We start from the raw sequence: 17,779 nt of genomic DNA, 5'->3' as shown, positions 1-17,779 counted from the left end.
ATTACCACAAAACCAATGGAATGATTTTGCTTTGCAAAATACTTGTATTAACAAGGCGAGAGGAATTTGTATCAACAGAAACAATGCCGACTATAATCTTTACCTACAGAAAAACCAATGGAATGATACTACAGCAAGGGTAAAAATATATCATGCAAACGGGTCTGTAGTCTTCAATCAATTATACTCAGCCATACCAACTATAACGTATAATGGAGTATTGTCTTATGCCATTGCGGCAAACTATTACCCTTATTCCGGGGAAAATGTAGTGGTGGAGGTTTCCAGCGCAAAAAATGCGCCGGTACATATGTTGCTGACACCTGTGCAGCAGCTGTGCTACGCAGGCGACCCCTGTACCACGCCCATTACACCTGCTTTTACACCGCTGGCTCCAGTATGCAAAGGCAGTACATTCACCTTACCTACTGCATCCAATGAAGGCAGTACAGGCACTTGGACGCCCTCTGTGAATAATCAGGTAACGACTACATATACGTTTACACCTGATACCGGGCAGTGTGCTAACAGCACAACCATGACTGTAGCTGTGAAAGGGGGTCTTAGCTGGACTTCGGGCGATACCGATCAGGTTCTGGCCGCCTATACCTTTTTATCGCCCATTGTGTATACCTTAGCCAATGGGGCAACAGGAACAGCATTTACCGGGCTTCCTGCAGGAGTTACCGCAACCGTCAGCGGAAGTACCATCACCATCAGTGGAGTGCCTTCTGTAACAGGAACGTTTCCTTATACCCTGCGCACCACAACAAGCTGCGGCGCGGATAGTACCCGAGGAAGCATAACGATAAATGCACCGATAGCAGACTGGACACTTGCGCCTAACAGTTACATTTTTACAGGAAAGGACAAAAACGGGAATAAAACGGATGGTCTCTATATCCCAGTGAAGAAGGCTTATGCCATGTGGGCAGATACGACTAATCCTGAATTGTCCCTACGCAGCCCGATCCCGGCAGGTAGCCTGATCTCTGCTTATGTCTATTGGGAAGATGTATCCGGCCTGATTACCTCTGAAGCCAATTACAAGCTGGAAATCGTGGGCACCGGAGAAAACGCAAAAGTCAAAGTACTTGTCAATAAAGAACACAAAGAAGGTAATGCGCTTGTTACTTTCCATGCGGGTACCAATAACAATAACACCGACCCTATCTACTGGAGCTGGCATGTGTGGGTAACCGATGATGTGGACGCGAACGGGTCTACCTACCGGCAGGGTTTCGAAACGGATAAGAACAATATTCCCTTAGACCAAGTAACGAACAGGGACGGATCTCCTTACACATTTCAATGGATGAACCGGAACCTGGGCGCAACCAACGCTGCCTTTTTAGGGAACGACTGGAACAAGTCCGCAGGACTGATGTATCAATGGGGAAGGAAGGATCCATTGCCGCCCATGTACTATAAAGACGGTACAGGCTACGAGATCAACGGCGCTGCAGGCACCTTCAGGGGTGCCGAGTTTACGCAGAACACAAACCTGCCTTTCGGCTGGATGATGCGTCCCTACGACAATCCCGGCAGTCATACAGAGGTGGCACAGAATATCAGGTACTCCATAAAAAATCCGCTGAAGGCCATTACTTTCCTGTCAAGATTCGGGCATTGGTTTTCCGATCAGCCCTACAAAGTTGCCAACACCGACATATACCGCATTGTCAACTGGGACCTATGGTCCGATAACCGGAAGGGCAAGTGGTCCAAGGTATATACTACTGATACCGCAGTTGCCGCGGACACCAAATCCTATGAATTAAAATCTCCGTACGATCCCTGTCCCTGCGGCTGGAGGATTCCATCACACTATGGAAGTATCGCTGCAGGTGGCCAAGAAAACCTTTCAAGCCCTTGGGGCAGAAACGGAAGCTGGGAAAATGATGACCCAACAGACAATTCGAAGTTCCATGTAAACACGGTTAACCCTATCCTGAATAACGTGAAAGTGTATCCATCTCTGGGTTATGATTTTTCAGCACAGAATGACCGGAACATCGGCGTATTCCCGCTTTCCGGAGCTTATGTCTTTACAGGGCCTAATGAGGTTGCAGATTATGTAACATCTACGCCTAAATTAGCTTATATCAATTGGCTTTCTACAGCAGGTACGGCCACCGCAACTTTATCGGTATACGACAGTGCATCCGGAAGAAATATGGGCTTTGTTTCTGATTATTACAAATATCCGACGCAGGCTAAATATAGATTTAATGTAGCACAGATCGCTCCATCTAAAGGGGCAGGTACGGTACGGTGTATGCGCGATCCTAACGAAAAGTACCTAGGCAATTTTGAAACGGAGTTTATTGCATCTGTAAACAGTTCCGATAAAACGGATAATGCAGATACCTTGAAGCACTGGATCAAAGATGCCAATAGTTATATCGTTATGACCAATACAGTTACTGAAAAGAGGATCAACCTGCGTAAAGCATATGCCATGTATAAGTTATTCCTATCCGAGCAACATCAGCTGCCTCAGGGGCAGCCTTCGATAAGTGTATATTGGTCTACCAATAATAGTCTGATCAATAATGTTTCGCTGAACAACACGGCGATCGGCAGCAGCGAAATGGTGGTTTCTTTAACCCAGGGACAAACCGGCAATGCCGTTATTGCCCTGCATGTGGGTAGTAATGGCACTTCTGCCGACCCTGTGATCTGGAGTTGGCATATTTGGGCGCCGGAAACAGTGCCGGTTGCATTGGCCCCTTATAAAACAGAAGACCCTTATCAGTCAAGCCCTTCCAGCGGACAAATTATTGATGCTACTAATAACTGTTTGACACCGCCCCTCGTAACGGAATTTATGGACCGGAACATGGGCGCTTTGATCGCTATGCCGAGCAATACGGCTATGGAGCCCGCAATGGGTAAAAAGGCAATGGGATTACACTACCAATGGGGAAGAAAAGATCCGATTCCGACCTTCCTAGATCAGTTATCCATTATCAGGAATGGCGGCACGATTAATGCAGGACAATACAATACCAATTTTACGCAACTGTTCTCCGTATATGGTGCGGGTGCCATAGCTGGCAACGATAAGCGATATGTAAAAATCGGAAGGATACTTAAGTATTCCGTAGAAAACCCGTTGACATACCTGTACAATGACGGTGCAACACAAGATTGGATCAGCAATGAGCCCGGTCTAGAAGCGGGCCGTTGGGGACATGCTATGGAAAAATCTCCGTATGACCCTTGTCCTGACGGATGGAGAGTTCCAGACGTATCTTTTTCCTTTCTCAATCAGGCGTATAACACACAAGTAAGCAACGGCGTAAAGGGTACTTCTCCCTGGTATTTAGGAAAAATAGCAGATCCGGTAAGAACAGATGGCATTATGGGTGTAGACCAGAGGTGGGATGGGACTAATACCGTGATCACAGGCGCCGCTTCCCAGTCTTACAAAGGACGACTATCTACTTATACAAATAGTTCTGGATGGGCTGGGTATCTGTTCGACGATCCTATCTATAGTATCGGCAATTACCCGGTAACCGGGATACGTGGCGAAGCGGGTGTGGGTGTATCCAATAATTTCCCCAGAATCGGCGCCTGGACTGCTGCTATGGGCGATCTCATGGGCGTAAATGCGATAGCCTTGATGATCCGGTATGGCAAAATGCAGACCGGGATTGGTGTTGCGCCACACCAGGCTATGGCTTGCCGTTGTGCAAAGATCAACTACGGCAGTAACGGCAATGAAATAGGGCGTTATGACCCGAATGCCATACCGGTGCCCACAGGTGCTACACTAATGCCAGAGAACAGATTTAGCCCACATGAGGTAAGCAATATGGTGCAGGCACATAAGTTGATTGTATTCCCCAATCCGGTTAATGATATCCTGAGTATCAACGCTAGCGATGATAAGGATTATTACTATCAGGTATACAATATGGCTGGCCAGCTGGTATTGCAAGGTAAGTTCGTCAATAAACAAACTAATGTTTCTTCATTAGCTGCAGGAGCTTATCTTATCCGGATCAATAATGCGGAAAGCGTAGTGAAGATTGTCAAAAAATAGAAGCATAACACGCATGTAATCAAACAGGGTCTGTCTCTTATTGAGACAGACCCTGTTTTTATGAATATCAATTTTATATTCATCCATCAATCAGGTTACAGTCCCCGAAAATAAAATTACACGCTACAAGGTATCAGCTTCTTACGATGTAGTCGGTCTTCAAAAGTGCGCAAAGGCATTTTCGGTATTAACATTCATTATAGGTATAAATAAAATGCATCTGTTTGATTAAATAACATCAATCCTCGCCTTCTTTAATATGTTACAGAAACCGAAATGCAAAAGAAACGCTGTCGTCCATTGGAAACACATTTAACAGTTTATTAAGTAGTTGCATCATTTGTATACCTGAGAAAATATTCAATCACGCTTTTCGAACGACAACTAAGCCTAAATTAATCGTTTCCAGAAAGTATCTCCTAATAACATAAAAGAGTTGCGCGCCGCATAGCGGCGCGCAACTCTTTTGTCAGATCATTTAGGCTTGAGAATTCGCTTAGTCTGCTAATTTTAAATCCATTTCTACACGGCGGTTTTGCGCACGGCCGGCAGCGGTTTTATTAGAAGCTTTAGGTCTTTCCAAACCAAATCCATCAGTCGTTAAACGGCCTTCGGCAATACCTTTTTCTACAAAGTATGCTTTTACAGCCGCGGCGCGTTGTTTCGACAATTCTAAGTTACGATCGGCTTTACCTACATTATCGGTATGCCCTTCGATACTCATATTATAGTCGGTATACTCATTTAAAATACTAACGATTTCGTCCAGCAATTTATAAGAGGTTTTCTTAACCACTGCCTTACCTGTTTCAAACTGGATTGCCGTTGCGGCAAAGGCCAGGCGTTTTTTCACTTCTGCCCTTATCTCTGGACAGCCATGATTTTCAACAGTACCCGGCACTGTAGGACATTTATCCAGATAGTCGGCAATACCGTCATTATCCGTATCCGGGCAACCTTGTTGTGCCGCAGGACCGGCATTATTAGGACACTTATCTTCCCAATCGGCAATGCCATCGCCATCGGTATCATTACAACCTTGGAATTGTGCTAAACCGGCTACATCAGGACACTTATCATCTTTATCGGCAATGCCATCACCATCGCGATCAGGACAACCTTTAGTTGCTAGGCTACCCGCTTCGTTAGGACAAAGATCTTCTCCATCTGCAACGCCATCCAGATCTGCATCCGGGCAACCTTGTGCGGTAGACACACCCGGAATATCCGGACATTTATCCAAAGAATCTACGATACCATCTTTATCTCTGTCGAGAGGTTTACAACCTCTGTCTTCCCACAGACCTGCTTCGCCAGGACATTTATCCATTTTATTGGATACTTTATCACCATCGCGGTCTTTCAGTTTACGCTTGTTGAAAGGCACTTGCAATCCAAAATAGAAATTGGCCCCTTTAGCCTTATTGCTACCGAGTAAGGCCAAACCATCGTCAGTACCCAGGTACAAACCGCTCACTCTTATGCCCAAACCAGCCTTCATACTTTCAGAAGTAAAATTGTAGGTTAGCGGTACGCCAACGGTTACCACCCTGTTTTCAAAGCGAGGGGTAACGGTTATTTGAGAAAAGTTATAAGGGCTGTGTGCTGTATAGGCCGGTTTTTGCAAAGAGCCGATAAAGGTGGCATTTACGAAGAACCCTTTGTCCAGGTTCAAATCAGCTCCGAAGACGAAACTAGTCGGCATCATGATTTTCGTTTTCACAGGGCTACCTTCATTTACGGAGAAACCTCTGGAATTAAGGTAACTTTTCAGGTTATCGTAATTCTGAAACTTATCGCCCAAACTATCTACGTTTAAGCTTCCCGAACCACTGACGCCATAGTTTCTGGAATCTTTATAATTGATGGCTCCGATATCGGTTACCGCCGCAGATAAGCGTAATTTGTACAGATCCTTTTCCGGGTTTCTACGATCGGTTTGACCATCCATCTCGTAGGTATATTTTGAGGCATTCGGACGCCACTCGTACACAAATCCGATATCACCACCTACGCCTGCCGACTTCCCATTAAACATCGACTTAAACAATTCACTATAGTTACCGTTCAGTACATCGGAATTATATACATTGGTAGAGGCATTCATATTCAGGCTTTGTACGGTCACCGTTTTATTGGCCTCTGTATAGTTACCTACAATAGACTGCACACTGTTACCGCCATATCCCAGACCAGCCAGGTAGCGAACGGTAAGTCCTACGGACAAGGAATTGTTTTTATTTTTGAACAGTTCCGTGGCATACGTCAGGCCCGTTTCGGTCCAGGCATTGATATTGAAATTCATATTGGTCGCATTCACCGATACGTTTCCGTTGTTTTTTGCGAATATGGTACTGAAAAAAGCAGAATTATAATCTCTGAGCTGGTTGGCAAAACGCACTCTGTTGGTAAGGGCGAAACTATGCTTGTCTTTAAAGTTTGCATAGATATTCAATACATTTACCCCAACTAAAGGGCCATTAATGTCAAATGTTTTGGTATTACCTTTCGATACAATATCACCAATGTTAAAATCACCTTCTTTCCGGATCAGTTTTTTGAGAATTCCTGAAGAGTTGATGGTACCGTAGTTTTGATCGATGCCCCCATTGATCGATATGATATCGACAGACCATTTTACCCTGGAGTCGCCGATAAGCGCTGGATTCAGGAAAACAGATTTTGTAGGAAGGTAATTACCCGTTGCAACACCTAGGTAATTTTGGGCAAACAGGGCCGGAGTCAATGCCGCTATCGCCAGTGTGGATAGTGTAATTTTTTTCATCATAAAAGTTAAATTTTAAGGTTATAACAAAGCTACATGGAATATGTCATTTAAAAGAGAAATGAATTAAGTATTTACCATTCATAATAAGTGGTTTACACCTTATTAACAAGTACTAATTTACAGAAAGTAGGTTCTTTGTGTACCGTAACACAACTTTATGATCTTCAATGGAAAAAAATGCGCTGAAATATTATTTTTAATTAAATTTGCTACGAACATTTTTCAAATAAAGGTATGAGTTTTAAAGCGAAGATTTTATTGGTAGAGGATGATGCATCTTTAGGATTCGTTGTCAAGGACAATCTTGAAGATAATGGATACGAAGTATTGTTATGTAGTGATGGAGAAAGCGGTTGGCAAACCTTTATGCGCCAAAATATAGATATCTGTTTGCTGGATGTAATGCTCCCCAAAAAAGATGGTATGGCATTGGCAAGTCTCATCAGACAGAAAAATAACAAAATCCCTATTTTGTTCCTGACCGCCAAAAACATGGATGAGGACAAAATCGCAGGATTTAAAGCGGGTGGAGATGATTATATCGTCAAGCCGTTCAATATGGAAGAGTTGCTTCTGAGAATTGAGGTATTCCTCAAAAGATCAAAAGATGATAAAGTTTTAGATGAAAAAATCGAGTTGGGCAACAATAGCTCTTTTGATTACGATAATTTACAGTTAGTGAATCAGGGGCATCCCCAACAATTGACCCAAAAAGAAGCAGATCTTTTTAAATACCTGATTCAGAACAAGAATATGGTCTTGAAGCGGGAAGACATCCTGATGAATGTATGGGGAAAGGATGATTATTTCCTGGGCAGAAGCATGGATGTATTTATGACCAAAGTAAGAAAATACATTAAAGGCATAGAAGGGGTGGAGCTGCAAACCATGCATGGGGTAGGTTTCAAATTAGTTTTTGATAAATAGAGTTGTCAACTCAGAAACTATTATCTTTGCAGGCTCAATATTAACAATCGTTCAGATACTGAAATAATATGACTTGGTTTAAAAGAATTTCAAAAGGTATTTCTACCGACACGAAAGAGAAGAAAGAAGTACCGGATGGCCTGTGGCACAAGTGCGCTTCATGCAAAGAAACCTATACGACAGATGTCTTGGTTGAAAATTTGTATGTATGCCCGAAATGCCAGTTTCACAATAGAATAAATGCACCGGAGTATTTCGGAATCCTTTTTGATGAAGGAAAGTTTGAAGAACTCTTCAGTAATATTGCTCCCAAAGACTTTTTAAAGTTTGAGGATATAAAACCTTACGAAACAAGATTGGTGGCCGCTCAAAAACAGACCGGACTTAAAGATGCCATGACGGTGGGTGTAGGAACGATTAACGGCAAAAAGCTGGTGATTGCCTGTATGAACTTCAACTTTATCGGCGGTTCTATGGGTTCTGTGGTAGGAGAGAAAATATCCAGGGCAATTGATTATTCCATTAAGCACAAACATGCTTTTATGATCATCAGTAAATCTGGTGGTGCCCGTATGATGGAAAGTGCCTTCTCTTTAATGCAAATGGCAAAAACCTCTGCTAAATTAACGCAGCTGGCCAATGCCAAATTACCATACATTTCTTTATTGACCGATCCGACTACCGGAGGCGTAACCGCTTCTTTTGCGATGCTGGGCGATATCAATATCGCAGAGCCTAAAGCTTTGATTGGCTTTGCCGGTCCACGGATTATTAAAGAAACGATCCGTAAAGACTTGCCTGCAGGGTTCCAGCGTTCAGAATTCCTCTTAGATCACGGGTTCCTTGATTTTGTGGTTGAGCGCAAAGACCTGAAGCAAAAACTTACGGACACCATTGAGTGGTTCGGAACAAAATAAAAGAATAAGAAATAATAGATACATAAAAAAGGATGCGCGATGCGCATCCTTTTTTATGTATCAGTCAATCTTCTACGATTAGGTAGAGACTACTTTATAGTCCAAAACACTTTGTTCTTTCATTTCTTCCAGGTGATGGATCAGGCTATCGTTGAGCAAAACACTTTTGGTTCCGTTAGACTTTAGCTTAATCTCTGTCTCATCACTAACGACAAAGATTTCCAGTTCGCAGTCGCCATCATTATGGGCATAATTATCGTAGAGGTATTTGATAAAATCGGCATTCACCTTCTCTATAGAACACCGGATCCTTAAGGCCTTGGTAAAACGCTTACGCACATCGCTCATCAGCATCATTTCGCTGATCTTAAATTCAAAAGTACCGGGACGGAACCTTTGCTCCTGATACCGGCCAATCATCATCACCTTTTGGTCTTCTGATAGGTAGTTACCAAACTTCACATAATCCTCTCTCCACAAATTAACCTCTTTAAAGCCGCTGTAGTCATTCAGGATAAAACGACCGTACTTATCCCCTTTCTTAGTCAGCAAGTGTCTGGGATCGCTCATAAAGCCTATTACCCGCACTTGCTTGTCTACCAAATCTTCGATATCAGCCAGTGATGTAATATTATAATGGCTCATTTCAAATTTGTAATTATCCAGAGGATGCCCGCTCAGGTAGATCCCGATCACCTCCTTCTCAAAGGCCAGCCGCTCCGATAAGGTCCAGGGTTCTACTTTAGGAATATCCGGGTGCTTCGCTACCGGCATTTCCATATCGCCAAAAAGGCTGCTCACGCTCATAGAGGCCTCGGCCTGTACCTGCTGCCCGAAACGGATAATCTTAGACAGGAAGGTTTCCCCATCCATAAGCGTATGGAAGTACTGAGCACGGTGCATATTGCTAAAACTATCAAAACCACCGCCATAAGCCAGGCTCTCCAAAGATTTTTTATTTACGGTACGTTGATTGACCCGGGTTATGAGGTTAAAAATAGACTCAAAAGGCCCCCCTTTGGTACGCTCTTCAATAATATCAACCACTGCCGCTTCTCCAACGCCTTTCAAGGCACCTAATCCAAAACGGATCACCCCTTCTTTGTTTACCGAGAATCCGTTCAGGGATTCGTTCACATCAGGACCCAATACATTCAGGCCCATACGCTGGCATTCCTCCATAAAGAAGGTAATCTTCTCAATACTGTTGGCATTGTTCATCACTGCCGCCATATACTCACTAGGGTAATGCGCTTTAAGATAAGCAGTCTGAAAGGCCACAAAAGCATAACAGGTAGAGTGCGACTTATTAAAGGCATACTGAGCGAATGCCTCCCAGTCTGTCCAGACCTTATCCAGCTTATCAGCAGCCAGGCCTTTTGCAATGGCCCCGTCGATAAACTTACCCTTCATCTTATCCAGCGTATAACGGTCTTTTTTACCCATTGCCTTACGCAGTACATCCGCATCTCCCTTAGAGAAGCCTCCAAGTTTCTGCGACAGCAACATCACCTGTTCCTGATACACCGAAATCCCGTAGGTCTCCGCAAGAAATTCTTCCATTTCCGGTAAGTCATAAGAAATGGCTTCTTCTCCATGCTTACGCTTAATAAAATTGGGGATATATTGTAAAGGACCAGGGCGATACAGGGCATTCATTGCAATCAAATCGGCAAACTTATCGGGTTTCAGATTGATAAGGTGCTTCTGCATGCCCGGACTCTCAAACTGGAAAGTAGCATTTGTATCTCCTCTCTGATAAAGCTTATACGTCTCTTCATCATCTAAGGGGATGGTATCAATATCGATGTCAAGATTATAATTCATCTTGATCAACGCCAGGGCATCTTTAATAATGGACAAGGTCTTTAAGCCCAAAAAGTCCATTTTAATTACGCCGGCATCTTCAATAATCTTTCCTTCATATTGGGTGATCAATAACTTTACATCTTTCGCGGTACATACCGGAATCAGATCAGACAGATCCTTTGGTGCAATGATGATCCCAGCCGCGTGAATACCGGTGTTGCGTACGGAACCTTCCAGCTTTTCTGCTTCATGCAGTACCCTTGAGGCTTCATCAGTACCCTTATAAAATTCACGTATTTTTAAAATATTCTCTATATCCTCCGGGCCATAGCCTTCTTTCTCATCTAAAGACTTTTCACCGTTCTTTGCTTCTTTAGTCGTAATGGGTGCATGTAATACACGGCTTAATTTGGTACCCGGTTTATCCGGCACCAGTTTGGCCAGGGCATTGGAATCCTGCAAAGGATAGTCCAGAACCCGCGCCACATCTTTAATACTCATTTTCGCCGCCATGGTACCATAAGTCACAATATGAGCTACCTGGTTTCTACCGTATTTGTCCACCACATAATCAATCACCTTCTGCCTGCCTTCATCATCGAAATCGGTATCAATATCGGGCATCGACTTACGATCCGGATTCAAAAAACGCTCGAATAGCAAATTATACTTGATCGGGTCTATATTGGTAATGCCAATACAATAAGCCACTGCAGAACCCGCCGCAGAACCCCTTCCCGGACCGATAAAAACCCCAAGGTCTCTACCTGCCTTGATAAAGTCAGATACGATGAGGAAGTAACCGGCAAAACCCATGGTACGGATGGTGAATAATTCAAAATTGATCCGCTCTTCAATATCGGGCGTAATCTCCTGATAGCGCTCATGCGCCCCTTTCCAGGTCAGGTGCATCAGGAATGCATCCTGATCGTTATTAAACTCGTCAGGTACTTTAAAGTGTGGTAGTAAGATATCTCGCTTCAGTTGCAGCGGCTTAATCTTATCTACAATCATTTGCGTATTGTCCAGCGCTTCCGGAATATCGGAAAAGAGCGTAGACATTTCCTGTGTATTCTTAAAATAGAACTGATCATTCCAAAAGGCAAAACGGGTTCCTTTTCTGGACTCCCCGTCGTCGGAAAATTCTTTATTCGTAGGCGTGGCTTGCTTTTCGCCGGTATTGATACACAACAAAATATCATGGGCGTTATAATCCTCCTGCTCTACATAGTGCGAGTCATTGGATGCGATAACCGGAACATTATATTTCTTTGCAAAACGCATCAGCACTTCATTCACCTTCACCTGCTCTGCCATATCATGGCGTTGCAGTTCTACATAATAGTCCTCTCCAAATAAATCCAGCCACCACTTGAACAGTGTTTCTGCTTCGGCTTCGCTTTTATATAAGATTGCTTGTGGCACTTCAGCTCCAATACAGCAGGTCGTGGCAATAAGGCCTTCATGGTATTTTAAAACCAGCTCTTTATCAATACGGGGATATTTACCATACATCCCTTCCATAAAGCCCAGAGAGCACAGTTTGGTGAGGTTCTGATATCCTTTTTCATTTTTCGCCAAAAAGAGTTGGTGGTATCTTTTGTCTCTTCCTTCTTCCCTGGTAAACTTATTCTTATGCCGGTCAGCGACTAAATAAAATTCGCAACCGACTATGGGTTTTACAATAGGCTCTTTGATCTCATTTCCCTGATCATCGGTACCCACTACTTTTGTATTTTTCCAGGCTTCAGACACAAACTGGAATACCCCATACATATTACCATGATCGGTAATCGCAACAGCAGGCATTTTGTCGTTTTGCGCCTTTTTATAGAGCTTCCCTATATTGGAGGCCCCATCAAGTAAAGAAAATTGGGTATGATTATGTAAATGAGAAAATTGCATTGATAAAAAAGTAAAATTTCAGGTCATACAAAGTAACAAATTTTGTGCCGTTTGTAGCCGGATTTTTATGCACAATAAGAGGGTCTGTCCTGTGATTTCTATCATATTTACATCCGCATCCACCGGAAATTAACGTTTACTAAACGGTATTTGCAGTACATTTATCTTTCAAATGCAACGTGATGCGCAAGGTTAATTTTATAGGGATCATCCTTCTGTTTATAGTTGGCCTGTCTTGTCGCTCCAACGCTCAAAAAAACAGTTCCATGTCCCAAAATCCTTATTATTCCAGAACGGATACAGCAAAATTGCATGTCTCTGACGAAGAATGGAAAAAAATACTTCCGGCAAACCTTTATGCGGTTGCAAGGCAAGCTGCTACCGAAGCTTCTTTTACCGGTAATTTATGGAAAGATGAAACGAGGGGCAGCTATTTTTGTGCGGTTTGCGGGAATGCCTTATTTAAAAGCACGGCCAAGTTTACCAGTATGTGTGGCTGGCCCAGTTTCTTTGAACCCTTACGCAAGGACAATATGATCTATAAGGAAGACAATACTTACGGGATGCACCGCATTGAGGTGCTCTGCGCCCGGTGTGACAGTCATTTAGGCCATATCTTCGATGATGGCCCGGAACCAACGGGCAAACGTTACTGTATGAATGCCGTAAGCCTGGATTTCGAACCAGAATAAGACTATCTATATAAAAAGTGTTGCGCGCCGCATAGCGGCGCGCAACACTTTTTATATACGTTTTTACTTAGTATTTGTGTATGCCGACTTCCGTTAACAGGTCATGCAACAATTTTTTCCTCGTTTCTACTACGTTCTGCGCATTTTTAGGAATGCTGTAGTTCAAAGCAAAAAAGTAAGGGTGCGGTATCGCCTGGATCTGATTGGTCTTTGGATTCTTTAAACGGTGTACTGTTTCTGCGTAACCGACTACCCAGATTATATCTTCTCTACCCGGTTGTGAACTCCATCCGGTTTTATAGTACAAACGGTAGTCTCCATCTGTTTCCTGCAGCATCATCCCTTTTACAATACGTTGAGAACGGGGAGAGAACGGTAGCTCATCATGGTATAAACGTTTCATAAATCCAACTTGCTCATCGGGTGTGATCTTCAGACTGTCGTTTAACCAGAACTCATCAATTACACCACCGATATTCATATTACCGTACTGTACGGTATCCAGAAAATGCTGCATTTCCTTGATGCCTATGCGACGTGCCAGTTCCTGATAATAAGGAACGGCGCTGACTTTAAACGCCTGGGTCATCGTCAGGTCTTTATTCCACTCCGGCATGGTAAATGCACCGGTAGTATCCTCTCCTTGTTTGAGTAATTTTCCGTTGCGGTAGAACTTTGTTTTCCCGTCAAACTTGATCAGCATTTGCTCATCCAGGGCAACCCCGGTTTCCAGCGCCACAAGCGAGTTAAAGATTTTGAAGGTAGAGGCGGGGCTCATGCGCTCGGAGCAACGCAGCTTATTGTAAAAGTTGGCTTCTTCCTTATTATTATCATAGTATTCAAAACAAGCATTCGTGATCTGATATTTATCAAAGACGGGCTTCCATTCTTCATGATCATTAATCCTCACATCGGAGCAAGCACCCAAACCCAATACCAGTCCTATTCCGGTAAACATTACCGCTATTTTACGCAAAATCATAGAGATTCATTTTAAAGAAATGCAAATTTAAGGCTATTGCCGCAATAAAAAGGGCTTTAACAAAAATAGCTATTGCAAAGACTTGCAATAGCTATTGTATAATGTAACCAGAGTATATTTCTTATTGTGGCTCCTGACCCAGCATGAAGGTGAACTTCGCTGCGGAACCTAATTTTACTTTATTACCGTTTACATCGGTAAGGTTATCGATACCGATACCATAATCCAGACCCAATAAACCAAACATTGGCAAATACACCCTTAAACCAAGACCCACAGAACGTTTCAACTGTAATGGGTTGTAATCTTTAAGGCTATTATATCCATTGGCGGCTTCAAAGAATGCCAAACCAAAGATGGTCGCATTAGGATCTAAAGAGAAAGGATACCTTACCTCTGCCGTGTATTTATTAAAAATGGTATAACTGTTAGTCACGGTACTGGTACCGTCAAAACTGCTGTATACATCATACCCTCTGTGGGCTACGATATCTCTACCTACAAAATAGTTAAATCCGGAAAGACCATCACCACCAACCTGGAAACGCTCGAAAGGAGAGAACCCTAAGTTTTTATTATAATACCCTAAGAAACCGAATTTAGTGCTCAATTTCAAGACCAGGTTACCGGTAATACGCTGATACCAGTCTGAGGTAAATTTATATTTATGGTATTCTACCCAGTTATATTTCTCTCTGGCAGTCATGGTGCTGTAATCATTGTCGCTAAAGGCAGAAATAGGAGGCGTAAACGACAGGCTTAAGACAACATTCGATCCCGAACGTGGATAAATTGGTTGGTCCACCGTACTTCTTGCAAGCGTTAATTTTAAAGCCAGGTTGTTAGAATAACCATTTCTGTACTCCGGCATTTCCGATGGCAATAAAGGATAATCTTTTAATTTAAAGTTCATATAATCTACCCCAATAGAGAAGATAAAGTTATTATCCGGCCAGGTAAGGCGTCGGCTTAAAGTAATACCACCACCTATATTACGAATATATTTATCATAAGGAGAGGCAATAGGACGACCATTACTGTATCCCTGATCGTTCAAGGCATAACGACCATAACTCGCACTTACACTCAAGGCAATTGGTTTTTTACCTCCTAACCATGGCTCTGTGAAGGAGAAGGATAAAGAGTTATACCACAAACCACTGGACTGATAACGGAAAGACAAGCGCTGTCCGTCACCCATAGGCAATGGATCCCAGTTCTTTGTTTTGAACAGGTTTTTCAAAGAGAAGTTGTTAAAGGTAATACCGGCCGTTCCCGTAAAACCAATCCCACCACCATAACCGGCAGATAATTCTAATTGATCGGAAGATTTTTCGGCAATATTAAAGTCGATATCTACCGTCTTATCCTGCATATTCGGTTTAGGCTGCGGATTAACCTTTGTTGCATCAATATAACCTAAAGCAGACACCCTGCGGATAGAGCTGATCAGGTTAGATTGGTTGTAAATGTCACCCGGCATAGATTCCAATTCTCTACGCAACACATAGTCGTTGGTCCGATCATTACCGATGATATTAATATTCTTAATCCGGAACTGCGGTCCTTCATTCACCATAATATCAAAGTCGATCGTATCTTTTCTGATCGATTTCTCTACGGCTTCTGCTCTATAACCCAAATATCCATTATTCAGGTAAATACTACCTACATCCACACCACCTTCCATCGTCGCACGACCTGCGATCTTGGCATTCAATAAATCTTTATTATAAATATCTCCACGCTTAATCCCTAATAATTGGGTCAGCAAAGAATCACTGTGTTTTGTATTTCCTTTCCAGTTTATATCTCCGAAATAGTATTTATGCCCCTCGTCAACTTTAATATCTATATTAATGTTGCCGTTCTCTACATTATATACGGTGTCTTTTACAATTTGTGCATCGCGGAAACCGGAGGTATTATACATACTGATCACTCCGCTCTTGTCTTCCTCGTATTTTTTCTCGTCGTATTTTGAACTAGACATGATGCCATACCTGAAATACGGATTCAGGGCATCCAGGGTTTTGCTTAAGGACAATGGCCCGGACTGGCCCATGTATTTACTAAAGCTACGTTCAGGCTTAGGGTATACGGTAAATTTGTCTGCAGGATAAAAGGAAATACGCGCCATTTCTTTGGTGCCCTTCATGCTTCTCTTTAATTTAGACGCATAGAAAGATTCATTGCCTACAAAGTTGATATTATTGATTTTTACTTTACTTCCTTTATCTACATTGATCAGGAGTGAGGCGCCATTAACGACTTTTGGATCCAGGGTTTCGATAATGCTTACAGAAGCATTGCGATAACCTTTATCCATCAGGTATAACTTGGTTCTTGATTCAATCTCTTTTTTCATGGCGTTGGTGATCATTTTATTTGATACCAAGCCAATTTTATCCTTTAGTTCCGTAGCCTGAGACCCGTTTAATCCCGTAAATTTAAACGTGGTTAACCGCGGACGCTCTTCTAATTGTATGTTTAAATATATTTTATTCCCTTCAATCTTCGTAATCAGGATATCTACTTTAGAAAACATCCCCTGATTCCACAGCACTCTAATGGCTTTGGCAATCTCACCATCATAAGGAAGCTTCACGTACTGGCCTTTCGTTAATCCCGAAACATCTAAAACAGTAGCAGAATCGGCATATTTCACTCCGGAAATGGTTACCTCAGCAATCTGAAACTCCCCTTCCACGATCGCTTCTCCGAAGTTCACTTCCCGGGCATGGGTATTACTATTTGCCGGATCACTCAAATGTTGAGCATCCGCAGAGGTAATAGCAAAGGTAGCAGCCGCACAGGTCAGGATTGCTACACTTCTTATATATTTAAGATCCATTAAAATGGTTTTATATTTTATTGTTAAACGCAAAAAGCGTAGAATAATTATTGGTATTATGGTTTTACTTGTTCGCTTGTCATTCCGAATCGCCGCTCTCTTTGCTGATAATTCAAAATGGCTTCATACAGATCTTTTTTTCTAAATGCCGGCCAATGCACATCGGTAAAAAACAATTCGCTATACGCAATCTGATATAATAAAAAATTGCTGATGCGATGCTCTCCACTGGTCCTGATTAATAATTCCGGATCAGGAAAAGCTGCTGTTGTCAGGCACTTCCCGAAATAGGCGTCATTAATCTCTTCTTCGGTTATGGTACCGTTCAGCACATCTTTCGCTATTTTCTTTGCCGCTGCTACAATCTCCCATCTGGCACTATAACTTAAGGCCAGGATCAGGGTAAGACCGGTACATCCTTCCGTAATGTCCATGCCTTCCTGCATTTCTTTCTGGCATATTTCCGGCAGGTCTGTAATGTTTCCGATCAGTTTTAAACGCACATTATTTTTTTTCAAATGTTCTGCCTCTTTTCTGATCGTGCTCACCATTAACTCCATAAGGGCATCCACTTCTGCTTTGGGCCTGCTCCAGTTTTCGGTAGAAAATGCGTATAAAGTCAGGTATTTGATCCCGATTTCGCCACAACCTTCTACAATATCCCGCACAGACACCACACCTTCATAATGCCCTACAATACGACTCTCCCCCTTCTCTTTCGCCCATCTGCCATTACCGTCCATAATAATCGCTATATGCTCGGGTAATGCAGCCTGTTGTATTGCAGATTTTATGTCCATTCTACAAAAAGAATATTTTAATTGTAAATAAGTTGGCAAAGGTACAAAAAT

9 protein-coding genes are annotated in these 17,779 nt (G+C 42.7%); 4 read left to right on the top strand and 5 right to left on the bottom strand.

What is annotated here, in order from left to right; all coding sequences use genetic code 11:
- Window positions 1-4,054 (top strand): T9SS type A sorting domain-containing protein (locus DBR32_RS12735; RefSeq protein ID WP_158605990.1); only part of this gene is annotated, 4,054 nt, incomplete at its 5' end.
- A gap of 496 nt (window positions 4,055-4,550) precedes the next feature.
- On the opposite strand, the gene DBR32_RS12730 is transcribed toward DBR32_RS12735, so the two are convergent.
- The gene (locus DBR32_RS12730; RefSeq protein WP_124636714.1) at window positions 4,551-6,842 is read right to left on the bottom strand and encodes a DUF5723 family protein; all 2,292 of its coding nucleotides are present in this window, start codon (window positions 6,840-6,842) and stop codon (window positions 4,551-4,553) included.
- A 234-nt stretch (window positions 6,843-7,076) separates the two neighbouring features.
- On the opposite strand from DBR32_RS12730, the gene DBR32_RS12725 reads away from it, so the two are divergent.
- Together DBR32_RS12725 and accD are read left to right on the top strand one after the other, a co-directional pair.
- Window positions 7,077-7,769 carry a response regulator transcription factor gene (locus DBR32_RS12725; RefSeq protein WP_124636713.1) on the top strand — a complete coding sequence of 231 codons (693 nt, stop codon included), beginning with the start codon at window positions 7,077-7,079 and terminating at the stop codon, window positions 7,767-7,769.
- Window positions 7,770-7,837: 68 nt separating this feature from the next.
- The gene (accD, locus tag DBR32_RS12720; protein WP_124636712.1) at window positions 7,838-8,686 is read left to right on the top strand and encodes an acetyl-CoA carboxylase, carboxyltransferase subunit beta; all 849 of its coding nucleotides are present in this window, start codon (window positions 7,838-7,840) and stop codon (window positions 8,684-8,686) included.
- Between the two features lie 78 nt (window positions 8,687-8,764).
- Here accD and dnaE read toward each other — a convergent pair whose 3' ends face one another.
- Entirely contained in the window at window positions 8,765-12,400 is a 3,636-nt protein-coding gene (gene dnaE, locus DBR32_RS12715) for a DNA polymerase III subunit alpha (RefSeq protein ID WP_124636711.1), read from the bottom strand.
- A 266-nt stretch (window positions 12,401-12,666) separates the two neighbouring features.
- Between dnaE and msrB the strand changes: the two genes are divergently transcribed.
- Window positions 12,667-13,092, top strand: coding sequence for a peptide-methionine (R)-S-oxide reductase MsrB (msrB, locus tag DBR32_RS12710; protein WP_233559735.1), 426 nt, complete (start codon window positions 12,667-12,669; stop codon window positions 13,090-13,092).
- A 67-nt stretch (window positions 13,093-13,159) separates the two neighbouring features.
- Here the strand turns inward: msrB and DBR32_RS12705 are convergent, their stop codons facing one another.
- From DBR32_RS12705 to DBR32_RS12695, 3 genes are all read right to left on the bottom strand, one after another.
- On the bottom strand, window positions 13,160-14,068 hold the full coding sequence (locus tag DBR32_RS12705; protein WP_158605989.1) for a penicillin-binding transpeptidase domain-containing protein: 909 nt from the start codon (window positions 14,066-14,068) through the stop codon (window positions 13,160-13,162).
- 127 nt (window positions 14,069-14,195) lie between these two features.
- A complete protein-coding gene (locus DBR32_RS12700; RefSeq protein WP_124636708.1) occupies window positions 14,196-16,928 on the bottom strand; it encodes an outer membrane protein assembly factor in 2,733 nt (910 codons plus the stop codon).
- Between the two features lie 56 nt (window positions 16,929-16,984).
- Window positions 16,985-17,728 carry an isoprenyl transferase gene (locus DBR32_RS12695; RefSeq protein WP_124636707.1) on the bottom strand — a complete coding sequence of 248 codons (744 nt, stop codon included), beginning with the start codon at window positions 17,726-17,728 and terminating at the stop codon, window positions 16,985-16,987.
- Window positions 17,729-17,779 lie beyond the last annotated feature (51 nt).

Origin of the sequence: Taibaiella sp. KBW10 (assembly GCF_003852495.1) — a bacterium.
GTDB lineage: Bacteria > Bacteroidota > Bacteroidia > Chitinophagales > Chitinophagaceae > Edaphocola.
This window is presented reverse-complemented; position numbering and strand designations above follow the sequence as displayed.

Coding starts and splice junctions, on each gene's coding strand:
- DBR32_RS12730 (WP_124636714.1), bottom strand. CDS start 6,842: ATGATGAAAAAAATTACACTATCCACACTGGCGATAGCGGCATTGACT.
- DBR32_RS12725 (WP_124636713.1), top strand. CDS start 7,077: ATGAGTTTTAAAGCGAAGATTTTATTGGTAGAGGATGATGCATCTTTA.
- accD (WP_124636712.1), top strand. CDS start 7,838: ATGACTTGGTTTAAAAGAATTTCAAAAGGTATTTCTACCGACACGAAA.
- dnaE (WP_124636711.1), bottom strand. CDS start 12,400: ATGCAATTTTCTCATTTACATAATCATACCCAATTTTCTTTACTTGAT.
- msrB (WP_233559735.1), top strand. CDS start 12,667: ATGTCCCAAAATCCTTATTATTCCAGAACGGATACAGCAAAATTGCAT.
- DBR32_RS12700 (WP_124636708.1), bottom strand. CDS start 16,928: ATGGATCTTAAATATATAAGAAGTGTAGCAATCCTGACCTGTGCGGCT.
- DBR32_RS12695 (WP_124636707.1), bottom strand. CDS start 17,728: ATGGACATAAAATCTGCAATACAACAGGCTGCATTACCCGAGCATATA.